Consider the following 19,995-nt stretch of genomic DNA (forward strand, 5'->3'; position numbering starts at 1 on the left):
ACCCCGTCGGCCGCCGTCACCTACGATTGCGACGGCGTGAGCGCGACGACCTCCACCCCGACGAGCGGACCACTGCTCGAGGTCCGCGAGATGCGGACGGGCCTCCGCACCGGCCGTGCGGTCGTCCAGGCCGTCGACGGAGTGTCGTTCACCCTCGAACGCGGCCGGACGCTGGGGATCGTCGGCGAGTCCGGGTCGGGAAAGTCCGTCACGGTCCGCTCGATCATGGGCATCCTGCCCGACCAGATCACCGTGACGACCGGCCAGGTCCTCTTCGAGGGGACCGACGTCACGGCACTCCCCCGTGAACGTGCCCGCCACTTCTGGGGCGTCGACGTGGCCATGGTCTTCCAGGATCCGATGACCTCGTTGAACCCGGTGGTCCGCATCGGCCGCCAGATCACCGAGTCGCTGCGTTATCACCTGTCGATGTCGAAGGCCGAGGCCCGCGCCCGGGCGCTCGAGCTCCTCGACCTGGTCGGCATCGGCGATCCGGGTCGCCGCTTCGACCAGTACCCGCACGAACTGTCCGGCGGTATGCGCCAACGGGTGACGATCGCGATCGCACTCGCGTGCGAGCCGAAGCTGCTGATCGCCGACGAGCCGACCACCGCGCTCGACGTCACGGTCCAGAAGCAGATCCTCGACCTCCTGGCCCACCTGGCCGACACGACCGACATGGCGATGATCCTCATCACCCACGACCTCGGTGTCGTGGCCGGACGGGCAGATGAGATCGCCGTCATGTACGCGGGGCGCTTCGTCGAGGTGGCGGACACGGCGACGCTGTTCTCGCAGATGCGTCATCCCTACACCCGTGCCCTGTTCGACTCGATCCCGAAGATCGAACAGCCGAGTCACACGCCGCTGCGGGCCATCTCGGGCCGGCCGCCGGACCTCAGCAGGCCGCGGGTCGGCTGCTCGTTCGCGCCGCGTTGCGCCAATGCACAGCCCGACTGCCGCGAGAACGAACCGGCCCTGCTCGGCGATGCGGCGAACGCACCCGGCCATCTCGTCGCGTGCTTCCATCCGGTCGGTGGCTGATGGCCGGCAGCGGCACCGCACACCTGCGCCCCTCCGAGGAGCCCCTCCTCAGCGTGCGGAACCTCGTGGTGGAGTTCGACGCGCCCCACGGCCGCAAGGTCCACGCCGTGTCCGGAATCAGTTTCGACGTGAAGGCCGGCGAAACGCTGGGAATCGTCGGCGAGTCCGGCTGCGGCAAGACCACGAGCGGGCGTGCGGTGATGCAGATCCACCAGGCGACGTCGGGATCGATCGTCTTCGACGGCGCCGAGCTGACCGAACTCGACGGCGAGGAGCTGCGCCGCACCCGCCCTCAGCTCCAGATGATCTTCCAGGACCCGATCTCGTCGCTGAACCCGCGCCGCAAGGTCCGCGACATCGTGCGTGAAGGGCTGTCCATATGGGGGCACCGGACCGGGGAGTTCTCCGAGAGCAGGGTCGACGAGATCCTCGAGGCCGTCGGACTCGACGCCGCCACCGTCGGGGACCGCCGGCCCCACGAGTTCTCCGGCGGGCAGTGCCAACGGATCTGCATCGCCCGTGCGCTCGTACTCGACCCCAAGCTGATCGTGTGCGACGAACCGGTGTCCGCCCTCGACGTGTCGGTCCAGGCACAGATCCTCAACCTCCTGGAGGAGACGAAGCGCCGGTTCGGGCTGACACTCGTGTTCATCGCCCACGACCTCGCCGTCGTAAAGAGCATCAGCGACCGCGTGCTGGTCATGTACCTGGGAAAGGCGTGCGAGGCGGGCTCGGCGGACTCGATCTACGCGTCACCGCGTCACCCGTACACGAACGCCCTGCTGACGTCGATCCCACAGCCGGACCCCGCCGTCCCCGTGGTACCCGGGGGGCTCACCGGCGAGTTGCCGTCGGCGCTGGACCCACCGTCGGGCTGCCGGTTCCGGACGCGCTGTCCACGCGCCACCGACCTGTGCGCCGAGACCGAACCGACGATGGCCTCGGTCGACGACGACCACTTCGTCGCATGCCACCACCCCTTCGAACCCGACGAGGTGCAGGTCACCTGGCTCCCGCGTGCTCAGTCTTCGGAGGGCCCGACCACGTCAAGCGCGGCCACCGAGTAGACGCCGGCCGACACCGGCACGATCCCCGACACGGGGTCCGCCCACACGAGCGCGTCCTGACGCGCCGCCAGGGGCACCCAGGGGATCCGGTCGGCGACGATCGCTCCGATCTCGGCCACGACGCCGCGGCGCTCGTCGACGTCGCGGGTTGCGTCGAGGGTGTCGAGCAGGTCGTCGAGAGCTCCGATGCCGATCCCCGACCTGTTCGCTCCCGAGGCAGAGGACAGGTCCGCCCGCAGTTGGGTGCCGAGGGCCGGGTCCGCGAGCGACAGATCCCAGCACGCGAGGTCGTAGTCCGCGGCGACGACCGCGTCGACCACCCCGATGACGCTGGCCACGATCTCCAGATCGACCTCGAAGCCGACCGCGCTGAGCGCATCTGCGACGGTCTCCGCCTCGGCCCGGCGGTCGTTGGGGCACACGAGGCGGATCGGCACCACGTCGGGGTCTGCGTCTGCGGCCTCGGCGAGGACCTCAGCGACCAGATCGGCCGCCTCCACCGCGGGGTCTTCGAGTCCGGCCCGCGGGCCTGCGTCGGCGAGGGCCTGCGACCACAGCTGCTGATCGGGGTGCAGGACGACGTCGGTGGCGACGAGCGCCGGGTCGTCGGCGGCAGCGACGACGGCCTCGGGATCCACTGCCAACGCGATGGCCCTGCGGAGACGCTGGTCCGCGGTGGCCGGGGTGGACCCGCGTGCTCCATGATTGACGAGCAGGACCGACGCCGATCCCAACAGCTCGGTCCACTCACCAGTGGCGGCCTCCCGGGCGATGTCGACGCCCGAGTCCGGCCCGCGCAGGTAGGCCACGTCGAGTGTCCCCTCGGCGAACACCTCAGCCGTCGCACCCGGCCCCGGCACGAAGACGAACCGCAGGGTCTCGACGCAGACCGGCCCGGCCCAGTAATCGTCGCGGGCCCGAAGGACGAGTTCGCGCCCCGGGGTCCAGGTCTCGAAGCGGTAGGGGCCGACTCCGCCGCCGACCGGTTGGGATCCGTACCGTTCGCCGAGGGCGTCGATCACCGCGGTGTCGACGATCATCCCGGGCTCGTCGGCGAGAAGCGACGGGAAGTCCCACCACGGGCGAACCAGATCGAAGCGCACCGTGCGGCTGTCGACCACGGTGACCGTGTCGACGACGGTCACCGTCGCGCGGGCCGGGTTGCGGATGTCGGAATCAGCGAAGCGCCCGAAGGAGGCGACGACGGCTTCGGCGTCGAGAGCCGCGCCGCTGTCGAAGGTGATCCCGTCGCGCAGCACGAGCGTCCACGACGTCGCGGTCTCATCGGGTGTCAGCGACTCGGCGAGCTGGGGCACCCAATCCCCCGTCGCCGGATCCCGGCGCATGAGCACGTCGTAGAGTGCCGCCATCTCGGTCCCACCGAGGAAAGCCCCCGACGAACGCGTCGGGTCGAGACTCGCCGTCTCTCCGAACGTCGCCCACGTGACGCGACTGTCGGGCCGGGGGGCCGTGCAGGGGATCTCCGGTGCGGGCGGCGTCGGCTCGGGCGTCGCCTCCGGCGTGGCCGTCGGCGTGGTGTCCGCCTCGGCGGTGGGAGTCTGTTCCGGCGTCGCTGGTGGAATCGTGTCGTCGCTCAACTCCGGGCCGGAGCCACCCGAACACGAGGTGGCGATCAACATCGTCACCATCGCAGCGAGTAGTCCCCGCACCGCCCGTGCCTTCACCGCCCCTCACCCGGGACCTCGTAGTCGCGGCTGTACCCGGCGGTGCGTTCGCGCACGTCGTCGCGATCGACGCCGGGGGCGGGACCGGCGGCGGCCGGTCGGTCCCACGAGGCGACGGCGTCGGCGCGTGTGTAGAGCCAGGACTCCATCCGGTGCCGGGCGAGGTCCGACAGTGACAGCCCGAAGAAGCGGTAGATCCGCTCGACCGCGCCGACCGGATCGTCGACGAGCTCGGGATGGGGCAGATGGAAGACGTCCTCGACACCACCGAGACGGGTGGAGGCTGCGGACAGGACCGCGGGGATCTCCTCGCTCCAGCGCCGACCGACCGCCTCGCCCGAGGCTGCATCGCTGTTGACGCGCAGCCGGGCGAGAGTCGATCGGGTCACTGCCGATGCCACGGCGGCCGGGTCGCGGTGTAGCCAGACGATCCTTGCGTCGGGGTAGGTCTCCATCAGCAGGGACACGTGCCAGATATGGGAGACACCGTGCAGCGCCCACCGTTCCGTCGGGAACGTGGACTGGAGGAGCTGGAGCTGGATGCGGTGGAGGTCGTAGGCGCCCGAGACGTCGGCGTTGCGCCACCAGTCGAGATACCCGGGCACCCACGCCGCGGTGGCGAATCGCACGCCGGCGAACGCCGGGGCCAGCAGCCGGTCGCACTCCGCGGGCACCGTCGCGGTCGCGCGGCCTGGCGCGGCCACGGCGAGGGGCGAACCGTTGCGCGCCGCGCGACGGGCGCTGGCCCCTATCCGGGGATCCTCCCAGTAGCCGTCGAGCTCGGGCGGCGGGCACAGGTCCTCCACCTCCCATACGAGCGGCGAACGGTTCACCGGGTCGTGGTCCAGGAGTCGACCGAGCAGCGTCGTGCCCGTGTGGGGTAGGCCGATGACCACGAGAGGGGCGACGACCGCCTCGTGGTCGACGAAGGGGTGCTTCTTCTCGAAGTCCCGGATCCGCAGGCGGGCGACGAGCAGGTCGAGGATCGCCCGACGCCAGGCGGTGCGCCCGACGGCGCTGAGTTCGGCCTCGTCCTCGAGCGCCGCGACCAGTCGATCGAAGCCGAGACGGAACGACGGCGACCCGAAGTCGCCGAGCAGAGCCCGGCCCTTCGCGTCGGACAGGAGTATCTCGCCGTCGAGGACCCGCGAGCCGGGACGAATGTTCTCGAGCGCGGCACCGACGCGACCCACGAGGCCGAGGCCGCGCGGGCCCGGCGGCGTGAGCGACTCCTCGTCGTGGTCCGGTGGGGGTGGATTCATGGTCTCTGCCGGTGCGCCATCACCATCAACGCTACGGCCCCACCGGCGGTGACTACGATGACCCACCGCAGGGGCGTCTCACACGCGGGGAGAACACGATGACCGACACACCACCGGGACCGGGTTGGTGGAAAGCCTCGGACGGGCAGTGGTACCCACCCGAACAGCACCAGGATCCCGCCCACCGGGCGCGCTACGCCGCGCCGACCGGGCAGCCGATGCCGCCACAGGGGCCGCCGCCGGGCGTCGGCTACGCATCGAGCACCCCGGCCGCCGATGCACCCTCGTTCATCGTCGACTCCCCCTACGAGGTCGCGAACTGGCGCCCGCTCGTCAACTGGATCCTGGCCATCCCACATCTGATCATCGCCGGGGTTCTGCGCTACGCCGTCGGCGTCGTCGGCGTGATCGTCTGGTTCGCAGTGCTCTTCACCGGCCGGATCCCCCCGGGGCTCTACGGATTCCTCGCGATGCACATGCGCTATGAGACCCGCGCCAACGCGTTCCTCTACGGGTTCACGGAGCAGTACCCCCCGTTCGAGTTCCCGAGCGGACCGACCGACGACAGGGGCTTCGCCCCCGTCCGTGTCGAACTGCCGGCAGCCCCGGAACAGACCCCGCGATCGGCCCTGTTCAACTTCATCCTCGCTATCCCCCACTACATCGTGTTCTTCGTGATCGCGATCGGGGCCGCCGCCGTGGCCCTCATCGGGTGGTTCGCGGTCCTCTTCACCGGTCGCTGGCCCGAAGGCATGCGCGACTTCCTGGTCCGGTTCGGCAACTACTGGTTCCGTATCTGGGTCTACACCGTGATGGTGGAGACGAAGTACCCCGAGTTCGGCCTGAAGTAGCCCCGCAGCCGCTATCGCCGTTGCGGCTGCCAGACTCTGCGGCGTGGCGATCCCGACCCCCAGCCGCGTACGCACCCTCGCGACGGGCGTCGCGGTCGTGGTGCTCCTCGGCGCATGCGGGGGGGCGGACCGGCCGACCCTGTCGACGCTCGACGAACTCACGACGCCATCGCCGACGCCAGCACTCACAGGGACCCCGACACCTGAGCCGAACGCCGGCGATGCGCCCGCCCCCACCCCGGAGTCGACCAGGGTCCCCGCCGTGGGTGACGCCCCCGAGATGCTGACCGCGCAGGTCCTCGACGTCCGACCCCACGACCCGGAGGCGTTCACCCAGGGCCTGGTCCTCGAGGATGGACGGATGTTCGAGAGCACGGGCGACGTGGCACCGCTCGGGACGGTCGTTCGCGAGGTCGACCCGCTCACAGGCGAGGTTCTCGACGAGACATCGGTGCCTGGCGTGTTCGGCGAGGGCCTCGAGTGGATAGGCGACCGGCTCCTCCAGCTCACGTGGAAGGACGAGCGCCTGATCGTGTTCGACGTCGAATCGCTCGAACCCCTCGGCCAGGTGCCCTACGAGGGCGAAGGCTGGGGACTGTGCCTGCTCGACGAGCGGCTGGCGATGTCGGACGGGTCCGACACGATCGCGTTCCGCAGTCCGCAGGACTTCTCGGTGCTCTCGACGGTCTCGGTCACCCTGTCCGGAGAGCCGCTTCTCCTGCTGAACGAGTTGGAGTGCGTCGACGGGCAAATCTGGGCGAACGTCTTCAGGAGCGACTCGATCGTCCGGATAGACCCCGGGACCGGAGTGGTGACGGCGGTGGTCGACACGTCTGCGCTCGACCGCACCGGAGTCCCCGACGAAGGCGGAGCCGTCCTCAACGGCATCGCCTATGACGAGGCGGCGGGGACGTTTCTCATCACCGGAAAGCTCTGGCCGTCGCTGTTCGAGGTGGTCTTCGTCCCGGCATGACCTTGGCGACGGTGGTCGGTGTCGACGGATGTCGCGACGGCTGGGTGGCGGTGACGCTCACCGGTGATCGCGTGAGCACAGTCGTGACGCACACCCACATCGTCGGGGTGTTCGAGGCCGCCGTGGCTGCCGGGGCGGTCGTGGTCGGGATCGACATGCCGATCGGTCTCGCTTTCGACGGTGACCGTCCCGGCGACAACGAGGCACGCCGCATGCTCGGCCCCAGGTCGTCGTCGCTTTTCCCGACGCCCGTGCGCGCGGTGCTCGACGCGGTGGACTACCCGGACGCGTGCGCCCGGTCCCGTGCGGCGAGCGGAAAGGCGCCGTCGAAGCAGGCCTGGAATCTCGTACCCCGGATCCGCGAGGTCCGGGCGGCTCTGCGCAGCGGCCGGTTCGGGGCGCTGGCGGTGCACGAGGTCCATCCGGAGACCTCCTTCGTCGCGATGGCCGGCCGGCCGATGGCGGCGTCGAAGAAGACCGCCCCGGGGATCGCCGCCCGCCTCGACGCCATCGAGGCCGAGATGTCGGGGCTGTTGGAGGCGACGGCCCGCCTCGCGGACGCTGGACCCGGTGAACCCGGCGCGGCCCTCGACGATGTGTGCGACGCGGCGGCGGCTGCGTGGACCGCGCGGCGGATCGCTACGGGAACGGCGCTGAGTCTCGGTGACGGGGTGGACGACGCCGGCTTCACCCTGGGGTTGTCGGTGTGAGCTGAGCCGCCGGGTTCAGGCGGCCTCGTAGGCCGCGCGCAGGTCGGCGGCGACCGAGGCCGCGTGGGCATCGGAGTCGTAGCGGGTCCGCGGCCAGAAGAACCCCTTGAGGCCGTCGCCCCGACGGCGGGGGACGACGTGGGTGTGCAGGTGCGGGACCGACTGCGAGACCAGGTTGTTCATGGCCACGAAGGTGCCGGTGGCCGCGGTCACCTCCGGGAGAAGCGCCGCCACCCGCTGCACGCGGGTGAAGTAGGGCCCGACGAGGTCTGCCGGCAGGTCGGCGAGCGTGACGTGGTGGTCACGTGGCATCACGAGGACGTGGCCGACGAAGAGCGGCGCGTGGTCCAAGATGGCGAAGACGACCTCATCGTCGGCGACGACGTGAGCGGACTCTTCGCTTGCGATCATGCGGCAGAACAGACACCGCGGGTCCGACACGGTCACGGCTGATCTCCTGTGAGTGGGAAGTACCCGGCGACGTCGTGGTGGGCCGTGTCGAGGTAGACCTTGGCCTCGGGCACGTTGGCGAAGCGGCCGTGGCTCCAGCGGACCTCCACGTGACCCTCGACGCGGCGGCGGCTGCCCCGGACCTTGTCGGTGATGTCCGCCCGCCAACGCACGAGCGGCTGTCCCACGGCGTCACCCCATGCGTCGAAACTGCGGACGGCGAAGCGCTCGTCGAAGTCCCACGGCGTACCGAGGCGGTAGTGCAGCGGCGTCCCGTCGGCCGCGGCGCCGAGCACGAAGTAGGGCGCCGCCTCGAGGCGCAGGAGCCGCCACAGCATCTCGCGACGTCTCGCGGGTGTGTCGAGACCTTCGAGCCAGCGACGCGCGGACATCGTGCCCACCGTGGCGGCGAGCCAGCGGTAGGCCTCCGAGGCCGCCTCGGAGAGCCCGGAGCGCAGGCCGGCCTTGAGCGTGGCCCGGTGCCCGGCGTCGAGGTCGCTGACCCGACCGGGGAGGTCTCCGCCGAGATCGGTACGGCAGACGTCGTAGAACGCCTGGTAGGCCTCGGGCGCGACCTCGGCGAACCAGTCGGCGCCGGATCCGCCCCGCTCGGCGAGACGGCGGTCGAAGAGGTTGGCGGGTGAGGTGTTGTGGAGGATGTTCGAGCCGTACTTGCAGCTGATGAGGTACACGTGGTCCACCCGCAGGTCCGCCGGCAGTTGTTCGTAGCCGGGCGGTCTGTGCGGGCCCTTCCATTCGAGACGCCATGGGGGACGGCCACGCAGGCCGTCATCGGCGGCGGCGAAGGTGAAGCCGTTGGTCCAGGCGAGCCGGAACTCGTCGTCGAAGTCGCCGGAGCGCCGGGCGGCGCTGAGCCGGGCGAAGTGGTCGTCGGTGACGTTGTGGACGACGTGGGGCCGCACGGACAGGGCGTGGTCGAGGTCGCTGTAGCCGAGCATCGCGAGCCCGGTGACGATCTCGGTTATCTCGGTTCGCAGCGCCGGCACGGTCCGATTAGATCAGGGTGAGCCGCGGAAGATGGGCGCGAACTGGAGTTGCGCGCCGATGAGTTCGGCCGGGAACTCGTCGGCGGAGTGCACCGGCAGGTGCGTATAGACGTCGACGGCGACCTCGAAGTGGTCCATCCATGTGAGCACGGCGTCGGCCCAGCGCTCGTCGAGCAGGGCCGCCCGCAGGTCCTCCACCACTCCCTGCGAGACTCCGGCCGGGTCGAGCCGACCGACGAGTTCGAAGGCGAGGACACGCTGGAGTACCTCGACGTCGGTGGCGAGGAAGACACGCGGCGGGTCCTCGCGCACGACGGCGTAGGCGACGCCCTCCATCTCAGAGCCGACGGACCATGTCAGAGCCGGTCGAGGTCCGCGGCGTCCCAGAACCCCTCGAGGGATTCACGCACGCCTTCGGTCCCGTAGGCGACGAGGCGGTCCAGAGCAGTCGGGTCGAACATCTCGATGGCGTCGAAGACAGCGGCGGGACCGACCGCCCGCATCGCCTTGTCCCCCTCCGAGCCACGGCGGGGCAGATTCGACGTGAGTACGAGCACGCGGGCGTCGGGGTCCACCCCGTGCAGCGCGTGGATCCGCCCGAGGGTCTTCCACAGCGTGTCGGTGCGCATGAGGCCGGGCCGCACGGTGGTGAACGCGCCGGAGACGTCCACGTAGAACTCGTTGCCGCCGTCGGAGGAGGTGACCCGGAAGTTGAACTGGACGCCGGCGGCACTCACCTTCGCCTTGACGGCGTCCACCACGAAGCCTGCCTCGGTGAGGATGCGTTCGGCGATGTCGTGGGCCTTCTTGCCCTCCTTGACCGCCCGCGCCTGGAAGTGATCCTGGCGCTCGTCGTCGTCCAGTTCGGACAGGTCGAGCTCGCCGAGGTCGAACGAACCCTGCTCGCCGCGCACGGCACGCAGCCGGGTGCCCCGTTCGCGCTCGCGGGCGAGGCGCGTCTCGGCGAGTGCCACGAACTCCGGATCCAGGTCGAAACCAACCCCGGCGCGCCGGGTGCGCTCCGCGGCGACCAGCGTGGTGCCCGAACCCATGAACGGATCCAGGACGACATCGTCCACGTAGGTGTAGAGCTCGATGAGGCGCCGGGGCAGCTCAACGGGGAACGGCGCCGGGTGTCCGATGCGTGTGGCCGACTCCGCCTGCATCTTCCAGACGTCGAGCGTGGTCTCGACGAACTCGTCGTTGGGCAGGGTGGCCTCGTTCGGAAGGCCGGCCTTGCGGCGTGAGGGGGCCGACAGGGCCCGGTCGAAACGGCCCTTGGACGCGACGATCACCCGCTCCGTCAGGTCACGCAGCACCGGGTTGGCGGGCGAACGGAACGAACCCCATGCGACGGAACCACTCGCACCCTCCGCCTTCTGCCAGATGATCTCGCCCCGCAGGAGCAGGCCGAGGTCGTCCTGGAGGATCTTGATGACGTCCGCCGAGAGGCTGCGGTACGGCTTGCGCCCGAGGTTCGCGACATTGACGGCGATGCGCCCGCCTGGCTCGAGCACTCGGACGCACTCGGCGAAGACGTCGTGGAGCATCTGGAGGTACTCGAGGTACGAGGTGGGGATGGCGTCGTCGCCACCGGTGACGATCTGCTCGTAGTCCTTGCCCACGAAGTACGGCGGCGAGGTGACCACGAGGGCGACCGACCCGTCGGGCAGATCGGCCATGTCACGGGCGTCCCCGTGGCGGCACGGCGACCCGAGCACGGCCGCCGGGACGTCGTGGCGACGCACGTCGTCGTCGTCGGAGATGACGGGTGGGGTGAAGCGCTCGTAGAACGCGGTGGCGTCATGGCTCTCACGCCGGCCCGCCCCGAAGCTCTGGGTGGCCGTCGACCTCGAACGCGACGGGCGACCGCCCGCCTCGCTCACCTCGCCCGCGTCGGCCGCGTCGCTCACCTCGGTTCCCCTTCTGTGATCGTCCAATCGTAGGAGTGGTGACTCCCCACGACGGCGATCCTAGGGAGGGGGTGTGACAGCGGGCGCGGCCACCGCACGGCACCGGGCCGCTGTCACACATCCCGTGAATACTGCTGGTCGCCGGTTCGCGGTCCCCGTCAGCGGTCGCCTCCAACTCTTCACAACGGAGGCAACCCATGCGCCGCACGATTCCCGAGGACGCGCTCGTATCGCTCACCACCCGCTTCGCCGCTGCACCGACCGACATGGGCGACGTCGTCGTCGGCGTCCACCCCCACGACGATGGACCCATCGACGTCGAGGTTCTCGGCGCGACGGTGGACGACATGTTGGGGGCCACGGCCCCCCGCCGTTGGCAGGGGATCATCGTCGCCACCACCCGGCCGGACCCGGCCCTTCCCGATGGTGACCCTGTGCGCATGGCGCTGGGCGTCGGACGGGCTGGCGCGGCGAGCGTGCAGATCGGACGTGGCGCCGTGGTGTCCACGGTCGGCGAGGCGGCCGCGGGCACCGCGCTGGACCTCGCGCGCCGCGTGCTGGGTCTACCCACCCCACCGGCACGGGTGTCGGTGGACGAGGTGGTCCTCGCGCTGTGGCTCGACAACGTGGTGGCGATGGCCCTGGAGGACGGGACGGGGCTGCGGCGGTCGGAGATCCTCGCCGCCCACCCGCTCGCCTCCGAGGTCGGACCCGAGCCCCGCGCTCTGGTGACGGCCCGAGACCAGATGCCGGTGACATGGGAGAACGTCCGCACCGAGGTCGTGGCCGGCCGCCACCGCTGGCTGGACGTCGCGCCGGCGGTGGCCGCGTGGTTCGACGCCGGTTCCTTCGCCCGCTGGGTCGCGTCGTTCGTTCCGGAACCGGCGGAGTTGGCGGAAGCCGTACGCGCCCTGTTGCCGGCCGACTCCCAGGCCGTGCTCGCAGACCCGGCGCTGTGCGGTGGAACGCTCTCAGCCGGCGCCGAGGCCGGCTGCGATCCCGTCCGAGAACAGCGTGTCGAGGGTCTCACGTGCAAGGGGGTCCAGGGTCCGCCAGTCATAGATGGAGCCACCGATCGAAGCGGTGTCCACGAGTGACTGTGCGAACAGGACCAGGTCCTCGACCTCAGCGAGCGGCTCCGGCCCCGACAGGGTTGCGGCGTTGTCGGCCACGCCACCGATGCCGCCGATGCCGTGCACCAGAGCCTCGGGGTCACCGAGGTTGTTGCGCAGCCGCCGGGTGCTCTCCTCGTTGTACGCGTAGCCGTCGCCGTAGCCGGACTCGTCGGACCGGAACGACCAGTAGCTCATCGGCATCCACACGTCGTAGAGCGGTTCGAGCCGGGCCCAGGGGAACTCGGGCCAGAAGTCCTCGTTGATGACCTCGAGCAGCACCGGCGGCATGGTGATCGCACCCAGGGCCGTGTCAGGACCGACATGGTCGCGCAGCTGCTGGGACAACCTCACGAGGCGATCACTGCGCTCCGCCGGTTCGAGACCGTCGGCGTTCCACTCGATGTCGACGGCGATCCCGTCGAATCGCAACCCCATGAACGTGAAGTCTGCGATCGCCTTCAGGTGAGCCAGGTCCTCCCCGTCGTCGCCCCAGAACGGGAGGTACCAGCCGACGAGGTCGATGTCGGCTGCATCGGCGCGCATGAGCATCTCGGCGAGCACCCAGCGGTCCTCGAGGACGTCAGGCGACCGTTCCTCGAGACGCGCCGCCTGGATGAAGACGGTCCGGACACCCTGCGCCGCCATCTCATCGAGGACGATCGGGTCGAGAGCAGCCTCTCCCCCCGGGCCGTACGGCGGCGAGAAGTCGAAGACGTCGAGCCAGGTGCCGAGACCCTCGTAGGGCTCGGTCGTGCGGACGGCAGGGACCCCCATCGCCGCTACCGACTCGGGCACCGTCACCTCGACATCTGCCGAGACGACCCGCGCGGGCACCAGGGTGACATCCGGTTCGGCGACGAGGACCGCCGACAGCACCGCGGCGGCACCGGCCACAGCGGCGGCGGCGATCCACGCCAGCGGGCGACGCCGACGTGTCACGGCGCCGCCTGCCGCTGCGTCAGGCGTCACGGCGTCCGCGGGTGCCGCTGCGTCAGGCGTCATGGCGTCGTCGCTCACGGCCCCTACGGTACAGACCGACCGACGACGTGACCGGGCGCAGCCGTCGGGGATCCGGGGGGTGCAACCGGCCCGTGGTGCTGGCATGCTGGAACGCCCCTGTCGAGGCCGCATCAGCGGGAGAACGATGACCTTCAACGTCGGTGACCGAGTCGTCTACCCCCACCACGGCGCGGCCGTGGTGGAGCGCAAGGAGAAGAAGGAGGTGTTCGGCGAGAAGACCGAATACCTCGTTCTGCGGATGGCCCACGGCGAGATGATGCTGTCGGTCCCGGTGGACAAGGCCGAAGAGGTCGGCATGCGCTGGCCGATCAGCGAGGAAGACGTCGAGGACCTCTTCGAGGTGCTGCGCAAACGCGACATCCGCGAGCCCTCCAACTGGAGCCGGCGTTTCAAGAACCACCAGGAGAAACTGAAGTCGGGCGACGTCTACCAGGTGGCCGAGGTGGTTCGGAACCTCGCTCTGCGGGACCAGGAGAAGGGCCTGTCCGCCGGTGAGAAGACGCTGTTCACCAAGGCCAAGAGCGTTCTCGTGTCCGAGCTCAGCTTCGCGCTCGACGTGACCGAGGACGAGGCCCTCGAAAAGGTCGAGGGCACCCTCACCTGACCGGGCGGGTCATTCCTCGCCGTCGTCCTCGGATTCCTCGTCGTCGTCCAGATCATCGTCGTCGAGATCCGCATCGTCGATGCTCTCGACGAGCGGCTCGAGCAGATCACGCACCGAAACCACGCCGATCCGCTCGTTCTCGGTGTCCTCGACGATGAGGTGACGCACGCCGCCTTCGATCATCAGCTCGGCGGCGTCGATGATGTCGTCGTCGGGGTCGACGACGAGCACCGGATGCGACATGGCATCGACCGCCCAGGCGTCGTCGGAGTCCTGTCCTGACGCCAGGCACATCACGATGTCGCGCTCGGTGACGATCGCCACCTGACCGTCGCGCATCGTGACGACGATCGCACCACAGTTGTTCTCAGCCATCAACTGAGCGAGGTCGCGCACCGTGTGGTGGGTCGTCGCCGACACGACGTCGAACGCGGCGACGGACCGCACAGGGTCATAGGCGTCGGGCATGTCGCTCTCCTCTGTCACAGCAACCGGCATCTGCCAGCCCCATCACAATGCCCCGCGAACACCGCCGGTGCCAATGACCGGCTTCGCCAGCGGCCGTCGGTGGTCACTACGATCAGCGGTCGTCCGGATCGACCGGACGAGATGACAGGGGGACGAACGATGGCCGAACGCGGTCCACTCTCACAGATGCAGATCATCAACGTCGACGCGCAGCCGTGGGAAGAGGTGGTGGACGAGACGGGATTCATCCCGCCCGGTGCCTCGACGAAGACGCTCGTGGACCCGGAGTCGGGGAACACCTTCCTCTTGACGAAGTTCGCACCCAACTCGAAGTTCCCGGGGCACTGGCACCCCTCGGACACGATCTACATCATCACCCAGGGTGAGTTCGGCGTGGAGGGCGAGGGCACCTACGTCCCCGGCGACATCCGCTGGGTCCGCGGTGGTACCGCCTATGGCTCCGAGAGCGCCGGCCCGGACGGCTGCGAGTTCTACATCGTCAGCGTCGGTCCCTTCGACGTCTGTGATCCCGAGACGCAGCCGCCGCCCAACGGCACCTGGCGCGACGTCCTCGGAGAGTGACCCCGGGGCCGTCGGCGTCAGGCGCCGGCGGCCTCACGAGGTCGCTCGATCCGCACGTGCTCGGCGATCAGCATCACCAGAAGGATCGCGTCGACCACGATCAACACGACGATGCCATCCCAGGATCCGGCGACCGCCAGGACCACGGCGATGAGTGCCGTCGCAGCGAGCCGTTCCATCGCCACGGCACGGAAGGCCCGCCACACTCCGATCGCGACGCCGAAGGCGAAGAGCGCGAGGCCCCCGAAGAACATCAGTCTGAAAGAGTCGGGAACCGCGTCACGGGGATGCAGGGTGATCTCCTCGAGCGCGGCGGCCGACAGGATCACGCCGGCGACGACGGGAGCGTGGGCCCACGAGTAGACGTCGCGGGCGTAGCGCCCCCGGTCCCGGTCGGTTTCGAGCCCCTCGCCCCGGTGTTCGAGCGCGGGGCCCGGCCGGTCGAAGTACGACCACCACAGGAGCGCGGCGAACGCCCCCGAGGCGACCAGAGCCGTGACGCTCACACCGGAGAGGCCTTCGCCCTCCTCGAGGAGGTCGGCGACGGGCTTGGCGATCGCGACGATGACCTCGCCCAGAGCGATGATCAAGATGAGGCCATGGCGCTCGGCGAAGTGTCCGGTGCGCACGATCCACTCGCTGCGCCCGGCGCGGATCATGTTGATCGTCACCAGTGCGAGTGCGGCCACCCAGAACCCGACGCGGGCCGACCCGTCGACGAAGGCCCCCACCAACAACACGCCCAGGGCGAGCGTCTGGGGAACGGCCCAGGTGAGCACCGCGACGTGGTAGGCGCTCCCCCGCTCGGCGGCGAGGAACTGCGTGCCCTGGGCCAGGGCGTAGATCAGACACAGGCTGATCGCGAAGACGGGGCCGCCGTCGTCGAAGGCCGTCGTCACCGACGCCGCCATCGGGATGCTCACGGCCGTACCGACGAGGAACAGAAGCCGCACCAGGCGACCGTTCCCGGAGACAGCGTTGGCCGCCCAGGTGAACTGTGACCACGGAAGCCACAGCAACAGGAAGATCAGCCCGGCCTCTCCGACCCCGGTCCAGTCGTGATTCCCGATCAGATGGCCGACCAGTTGGGCGAACGCGAAGACGAACGCCAGGTCGAAGAACAGTTCGACCGGATCGGCGGTGAAGTCCTCTTCGCGCTCGGGAACCTCGATGCCCTTCATGGCGGCGGAGTGTAGAAGGCGACCCTGTGGACCGCAGGATCCCGACACTTCCGACCTCTGTAACGACGCGCCGGCACGCTGCCACACGCAGGTGTAGCGTGCGCGCCATGGGGCCGTAGCGACGTCATCTCGACCCACCGCCCGGTCCAATCGGGAGGAGTTGCCCATGAGAACCTTCGCAGCACTGTTCGTGGCGGTTGCCGTCCTGGCCTCAGGTTTCGGTACCGCGAATGCCCTGCAGCTCGCGGGGCCTGGCCCGGGCCCGAGGCTGACCGTCGTCGCCGACGGGCTGAACAACCCCCGCGGTCTCACGCTGAGCCCGTGGAACACACTGTTCGTGGCCGAGTCCGGTCGCGGCGGCACCGACTTCTGTTTCGTGACCGAGGGGCCGGAAGGCGGCGAGACCTGCTTCGGGCAGACCGGCTCGGTCGCTGAGGTGACCCTGTCGGGCGGTCTGGTCCGTCGCGTGGCGGATCGTCTGCCGTCCGCGGCGGCGCCCGACGGAAGCGAGGGCGGCGGCCCCTCGGACGTGGCGTTCGACGAACACGGACGCCTGCTCGTGAGCATGGGCCTCGGCGCCGGCGCAACTGAACGGGCGGAGGTCGCCGCCGGGCTCCCCTACGCAGCACGCTTCGGCACCGTCCTGATCCGCAAGGATCCGATGCGCGGCGGATTCAGGGTCCTCGGTGACCCCGCCGCCTTCGAGGAGACGGACCCCGATGGAGCAGGCCCGGATTCGAACCCGAACTCGCTCGTGAGTGAGGCAGGCCGTGTGGTCGTGGCGGATGCCGGCGGGAACTCTCTCGTCAGGGTTCACAGCGACGGGCGGGTGGAAGCGATCGCGACGTTCCCCACCCAGATGCAACCGAACCCGTTCGGCCCGGGTCAGATTCCGGCGCAGGCGGTCCCGACGAGCGTCGTGCGCGGGCCGGACAACCGGTACTACGTGGGCCAGTTGACCGGCTTCCCATTCGCACCGGGCTCCGCGAACGTCTACCGGGTGGACCCGGGGACCGGCGCCATGGACGCGTACGCGACAGGCTTCACGAACATCATGGACCTCGCCTTCGGCCCGGACGGCAGTCTCTACGTGCTGGAACTCTCCACGGGTGGACTGCTCAGCGACACGTTGGGAGCGCTGTGGCGGCTCGCTCCAGGCGGCGGCGACAAGGGCGACGCGGAGCTCCTGATGGACGGCCTGTTCTTCCCCGGTGGCCTCTACGTTTCGCAGGGCGGACGGATCTTCATGACCGTCAACAGCATCCTCACCGGCGCCGGCCAGGTGGTCGAGCTCACCGGCGTCTGACCCCGGGACTGATCAGGTGAAGGGCGGGTCCGCCGCCGCGGTTGACTCCGCGGCTCGGACCCGCCCTGTGGCGGGCCCGTGCGGGCAGTTCGGCCCGCGCGTGCCGCTCCTCGACGGGTTCGTAATCCGCAACCTGTCAGGCTGGCCCATCCCGTCCGTGCCGTAGGGCGAGGCATCCGTCCAATCGACTCCTCGCTCGCTGAACCGAGGGCTAGCTATCTGCGACGGGCTCGACCTCGCCGGTGAAGGCATCGACGACATCTCGCTCCCCCAGTGGGGCGCCAAGAACGACGCTGGCCGAGTTACCCACGTCGCACTCCTCCTTGCGGACAGGGACTCTGATGAGCACATCCTCCGAGCTCTCGTCGACATCGACGTCGTTCTCCGCTTTGCAGGAATCGACCCCGGCGAGTGGCACAACGATCAACAGGACGATCACGACGGCGAACAGGATGCCGACCGCGGCGACCTCCCTCACCCGGGCACCGCCACGAGCATCGCTTCGGTGACCTCTGCGATCTTCATGGTCGTCGCGATGTCGGGCTGCAGGCCCGGGCACGAGAGTTCGACGGTGTCACCGCGTTCACAGATGAGGGAACCGGCAAGAGCGATCCCGTAGAGGTCCGGCTCGTAGTCGAAGACCACGCTGGGTTGGAGGAAGAACACGAACGACCGGTCCTCCAGGTCCCTTCGGAACACCTGGGTCTCAGCAGCTGTGTCGACCGTGAGCCCCGCCACCACCTCGTCGCCCGCCGATACGGAGACGTCGGCCGCCGCTGCGACGACATGGTTCACCCGGAGCGTCAGGTGAACCGAGCGGACCTCGGCCTCCTCGTCGTCGAACGCGACGATGCGGCGCAGCTCGTTCTCTTCGTCGTCGAAGGTCCAGAACATGCCGACGCCGTTGGCCACCTCGGCGACGGTCGCTTCGACAATCACCCGGCCGGGCTGCTGGGGCTCGGTGAGGATCTCGACCAGTGTCCCGTCGACATCGAGGACGTCGAGCTTGTCCTGGCGATCGCGGATCAGACCGAACGCCGTGTCGTCGGTTGCCGTCGGAGCCGCCGAACCACATGCCGCTGCTACGAAGGCGATGAGAATCACGATGGGCGACAATCTCACAGCGGCTCGCCCTTTCGTGAACCACTCGGCACCATTGGCGCGATTGTCGCACCGAGCGGGCGCGGCCATTAGTCACAGAACCACTTCGCGCGTCAACTGCAACAGTCGTCAGACGAGTGACGGTCAGAGGTGCTGCGGGAGGATCTCGGCGATCTCCTCGGGGGTGACCTGTGGATCGAACCGGGCGATCACGTGCCCGTCACGGCCGACGAGGAACTTGGCGAAGTTCCAGGTGATGTCGCCGTGGTCGTCGTCGCCGGGTGCGTCCGCCTTCAAGAAGTCGTACAGCGGGGCGGCGCCGTCTCCGTTGACCTCGATCTTGGAGAACATCGGGAACGTGACATCGTAGTTGGAGGTCGCGAACTCGAGGACCTCGGCGTCGGTGCCCGGCTCCTGTGCGCCGAACTGGTTGCACGGGAAGGCGAGTACGGCGAAACCGGCATCGGCGTTGTCTTCGTGGAGGGTACGCAGACCTGCGTACTGGGGGGTCAGACCTCAGCGGCTGGCGACGTTGACGACGAGGCACACGGTGCCCTCGTAGTCCGCCAGATCGACGTCGTCGCCGGTGATCGATGTCATGTGGAAGTCATGCATGGTCGTCATGGATGAGAGCGTAGGCGCTGGCCGGCACCGGACTCGCCCCGTGAAGTGGGTTCGTTCTTGATTCACTCGGACGGCAGGGCTTCCGAGGACAGCAGTCTGTTCAGGCGCCGAAGAGCCCGGGCCTGGAGCTCCTTGACGGCGCTGAGCGAACGGCCCGTGATGTCCGCCACCTCCCAGAGGCGGAGGTCGGCGACGAAGCGCAGAGCGAGGACCTCACGCTGGTCCTCGGTGAGTCGGCCGAGCGCCTCCACGAGGTCCGGGTCCGGCCCTGACGACGCCGGCAGACCTGGTGTGGAATCAACCATGTCGGCCCGTAGATCCTCACGGTCGGCCGGGCCACCTTCGGCTTCGGCGACCTTGCGGTGCGCGGTGGCGAATACCCACCGTCGCAACGCCACCCGGTCGCCTCTGAAGCCGTCGAGATCCCGGGCGACCTCGTAGAAGACCTCGCCGAGAACGTTCTCGGGATCCGGCAACCGATGCGCCCGGATGTAGCCGAGGACGGCGGGCGAGAACAGTCTGTACAGGTCACCTGCATCCTCCAGGGGAAGCTCGACGACCTCGGCATCGCCACTGTCCGGAGGCGGCGTGGCGTCACCGCTGGCTTCCGGGGTCGGGGTCGGCGTCGACCGTTGGTCGGTCATTTCGGGCCGCCCTTCCCGGCGGGCGGACCCGCATGATCCGGCGGCCCCGCACCCTCCGGCGGCCCAGCACCCTCCGGCGGACCAGCACCCTCCGGCGGACCAGCATGATCCGGCGGACCAGCACCCTCAGGCGGCCCAGCATGATCCGGCGGACCAGCATGATCCGGCGGACCAGCACCCTCAGGCGGCCCAGCATGATCGGGAGGCCCCGCACCCTCCGGCGGACCAGCACCCTCAGGCGGACCAGCATGATCCGGCGGACCAGCACCCTCAGGCGGCCCAGCATGATCGGGAGGCCCCGCACCCTCCGGCGGACCAGCACCCTCAGGCGGCCCAGCATGATCCGGCGGCCCAGCATGATCCGGCGGCCCCGCATGATCCGGCGGAC

22 protein-coding genes are annotated in these 19,995 nt (G+C 69.5%); 8 read left to right on the forward strand and 14 right to left on the reverse strand.

The window, feature by feature from the left end:
* Nucleotides 1–36: 36 nt before the first annotated feature.
* Nucleotides 37–1,044 (forward strand): ABC transporter ATP-binding protein, encoded by a 1,008-nt coding sequence (locus RIE08_05410; protein ID MEQ8717030.1) that lies wholly within the window; start codon nucleotides 37–39, stop codon nucleotides 1,042–1,044.
* A complete protein-coding gene (locus RIE08_05415) occupies nucleotides 1,044–2,111 on the forward strand; it encodes an ATP-binding cassette domain-containing protein (GenBank protein MEQ8717031.1) in 1,068 nt (355 codons plus the stop codon). Before RIE08_05410 ends, RIE08_05415 begins: the two co-directional genes overlap by 1 nt.
* On the opposite strand, the gene RIE08_05420 is transcribed toward RIE08_05415, so the two are convergent.
* Together RIE08_05420 and RIE08_05425 are read right to left on the reverse strand one after the other, a co-directional pair.
* Complete coding sequence (locus tag RIE08_05420; protein MEQ8717032.1) at nucleotides 2,066–3,796, reverse strand: ABC transporter substrate-binding protein; 1,731 nt, start codon at nucleotides 3,794–3,796, stop codon at nucleotides 2,066–2,068. The genes RIE08_05415 and RIE08_05420 overlap by 46 nt on opposite strands.
* Nucleotides 3,793–5,058: a sulfotransferase gene (locus RIE08_05425; GenBank protein MEQ8717033.1), complete on the reverse strand. Its 1,266-nt coding sequence runs from the start codon at nucleotides 5,056–5,058 to the stop codon at nucleotides 3,793–3,795. Before RIE08_05425 ends, RIE08_05420 begins: the two co-directional genes overlap by 4 nt.
* A 98-nt stretch (nucleotides 5,059–5,156) precedes the next feature.
* On the opposite strand from RIE08_05425, the gene RIE08_05430 reads away from it, so the two are divergent.
* From RIE08_05430 to RIE08_05440, 3 genes are read left to right on the forward strand one after another with little or no spacing between them, the layout of a single operon-like run.
* Entirely contained in the window at nucleotides 5,157–5,909 is a 753-nt protein-coding gene (locus RIE08_05430; GenBank protein MEQ8717034.1) for a DUF4389 domain-containing protein, read from the forward strand.
* A 43-nt stretch (nucleotides 5,910–5,952) separates the two neighbouring features.
* A complete protein-coding gene (locus RIE08_05435) occupies nucleotides 5,953–6,882 on the forward strand; it encodes a glutaminyl-peptide cyclotransferase (GenBank protein ID MEQ8717035.1) in 930 nt (309 codons plus the stop codon).
* Nucleotides 6,879–7,592, forward strand: coding sequence for a DUF429 domain-containing protein (locus tag RIE08_05440; GenBank protein MEQ8717036.1), 714 nt, complete (start codon nucleotides 6,879–6,881; stop codon nucleotides 7,590–7,592). Before RIE08_05435 ends, RIE08_05440 begins: the two co-directional genes overlap by 4 nt.
* Before the next feature lie 15 nt (nucleotides 7,593–7,607).
* Here RIE08_05440 and RIE08_05445 read toward each other — a convergent pair whose 3' ends face one another.
* The 5 genes from RIE08_05445 to RIE08_05465 form a co-directional block, all read right to left on the reverse strand.
* Nucleotides 7,608–8,039: an HIT family protein gene (locus tag RIE08_05445; GenBank protein ID MEQ8717037.1), complete on the reverse strand. Its 432-nt coding sequence runs from the start codon at nucleotides 8,037–8,039 to the stop codon at nucleotides 7,608–7,610.
* A complete protein-coding gene (locus tag RIE08_05450; protein MEQ8717038.1) occupies nucleotides 8,036–9,049 on the reverse strand; it encodes a hypothetical protein in 1,014 nt (337 codons plus the stop codon). Before RIE08_05450 ends, RIE08_05445 begins: the two co-directional genes overlap by 4 nt.
* Nucleotides 9,050–9,061: 12 nt before the next feature.
* Nucleotides 9,062–9,385: a hypothetical protein gene (locus RIE08_05455; GenBank protein ID MEQ8717039.1), complete on the reverse strand. Its 324-nt coding sequence runs from the start codon at nucleotides 9,383–9,385 to the stop codon at nucleotides 9,062–9,064.
* Between the two features lie 20 nt (nucleotides 9,386–9,405).
* The gene (locus RIE08_05460) at nucleotides 9,406–10,962 is read right to left on the reverse strand and encodes a DNA methyltransferase (GenBank protein MEQ8717040.1); all 1,557 of its coding nucleotides are present in this window, start codon (nucleotides 10,960–10,962) and stop codon (nucleotides 9,406–9,408) included.
* Nucleotides 10,963–11,933: 971 nt separating this feature from the next.
* Nucleotides 11,934–13,094 (reverse strand): hypothetical protein, encoded by a 1,161-nt coding sequence (locus RIE08_05465; GenBank protein MEQ8717041.1) that lies wholly within the window; start codon nucleotides 13,092–13,094, stop codon nucleotides 11,934–11,936.
* 127 nt (nucleotides 13,095–13,221) lie between these two features.
* On the opposite strand from RIE08_05465, the gene RIE08_05470 reads away from it, so the two are divergent.
* A complete protein-coding gene (locus RIE08_05470) occupies nucleotides 13,222–13,701 on the forward strand; it encodes a CarD family transcriptional regulator (protein ID MEQ8717042.1) in 480 nt (159 codons plus the stop codon).
* Nucleotides 13,702–13,710: 9 nt separating this feature from the next.
* On the opposite strand, the gene RIE08_05475 is transcribed toward RIE08_05470, so the two are convergent.
* Nucleotides 13,711–14,169: a CBS domain-containing protein gene (locus tag RIE08_05475; GenBank protein MEQ8717043.1), complete on the reverse strand. Its 459-nt coding sequence runs from the start codon at nucleotides 14,167–14,169 to the stop codon at nucleotides 13,711–13,713.
* Nucleotides 14,170–14,328: 159 nt separating this feature from the next.
* On the opposite strand from RIE08_05475, the gene RIE08_05480 reads away from it, so the two are divergent.
* On the forward strand, nucleotides 14,329–14,751 hold the full coding sequence (locus RIE08_05480) for a hypothetical protein (protein ID MEQ8717044.1): 423 nt from the start codon (nucleotides 14,329–14,331) through the stop codon (nucleotides 14,749–14,751).
* A 17-nt stretch (nucleotides 14,752–14,768) separates the two neighbouring features.
* Here RIE08_05480 and RIE08_05485 read toward each other — a convergent pair whose 3' ends face one another.
* Nucleotides 14,769–15,932 (reverse strand): low temperature requirement protein A, encoded by a 1,164-nt coding sequence (locus RIE08_05485; protein MEQ8717045.1) that lies wholly within the window; start codon nucleotides 15,930–15,932, stop codon nucleotides 14,769–14,771.
* A 166-nt stretch (nucleotides 15,933–16,098) separates the two neighbouring features.
* Between RIE08_05485 and RIE08_05490 the strand changes: the two genes are divergently transcribed.
* Nucleotides 16,099–17,238, forward strand: a complete 1,140-nt coding sequence (locus RIE08_05490) for a ScyD/ScyE family protein (GenBank protein ID MEQ8717046.1) — start codon at nucleotides 16,099–16,101, stop codon at nucleotides 17,236–17,238.
* A gap of 211 nt (nucleotides 17,239–17,449) precedes the next feature.
* Here RIE08_05490 and RIE08_05495 read toward each other — a convergent pair whose 3' ends face one another.
* The 5 genes from RIE08_05495 to RIE08_05515 form a co-directional block, all read right to left on the reverse strand.
* Nucleotides 17,450–17,716 carry a hypothetical protein gene (locus tag RIE08_05495; protein ID MEQ8717047.1) on the reverse strand — a complete coding sequence of 89 codons (267 nt, stop codon included), beginning with the start codon at nucleotides 17,714–17,716 and terminating at the stop codon, nucleotides 17,450–17,452.
* Nucleotides 17,713–18,342 (reverse strand): hypothetical protein, encoded by a 630-nt coding sequence (locus RIE08_05500; protein MEQ8717048.1) that lies wholly within the window; start codon nucleotides 18,340–18,342, stop codon nucleotides 17,713–17,715. The genes RIE08_05495 and RIE08_05500 overlap by 4 nt, the downstream gene beginning before the upstream one ends.
* A gap of 141 nt (nucleotides 18,343–18,483) precedes the next feature.
* On the reverse strand, nucleotides 18,484–18,852 hold the full coding sequence (locus RIE08_05505) for a glutathione peroxidase (protein MEQ8717049.1): 369 nt from the start codon (nucleotides 18,850–18,852) through the stop codon (nucleotides 18,484–18,486).
* Between the two features lie 173 nt (nucleotides 18,853–19,025).
* Complete coding sequence (locus tag RIE08_05510) at nucleotides 19,026–19,607, reverse strand: sigma-70 family RNA polymerase sigma factor (protein MEQ8717050.1); 582 nt, start codon at nucleotides 19,605–19,607, stop codon at nucleotides 19,026–19,028.
* The coding region (locus tag RIE08_05515) for a hypothetical protein (GenBank protein ID MEQ8717051.1) at nucleotides 19,558–19,995 on the reverse strand (438 nt) is incomplete at its 5' end. The genes RIE08_05510 and RIE08_05515, both read right to left, overlap by 50 nt.

It is taken from the genome of Acidimicrobiales bacterium (assembly GCA_040219085.1).
Classification (GTDB): Bacteria; Actinomycetota; Acidimicrobiia; order Acidimicrobiales; family JAVJTC01; genus JAVJTC01.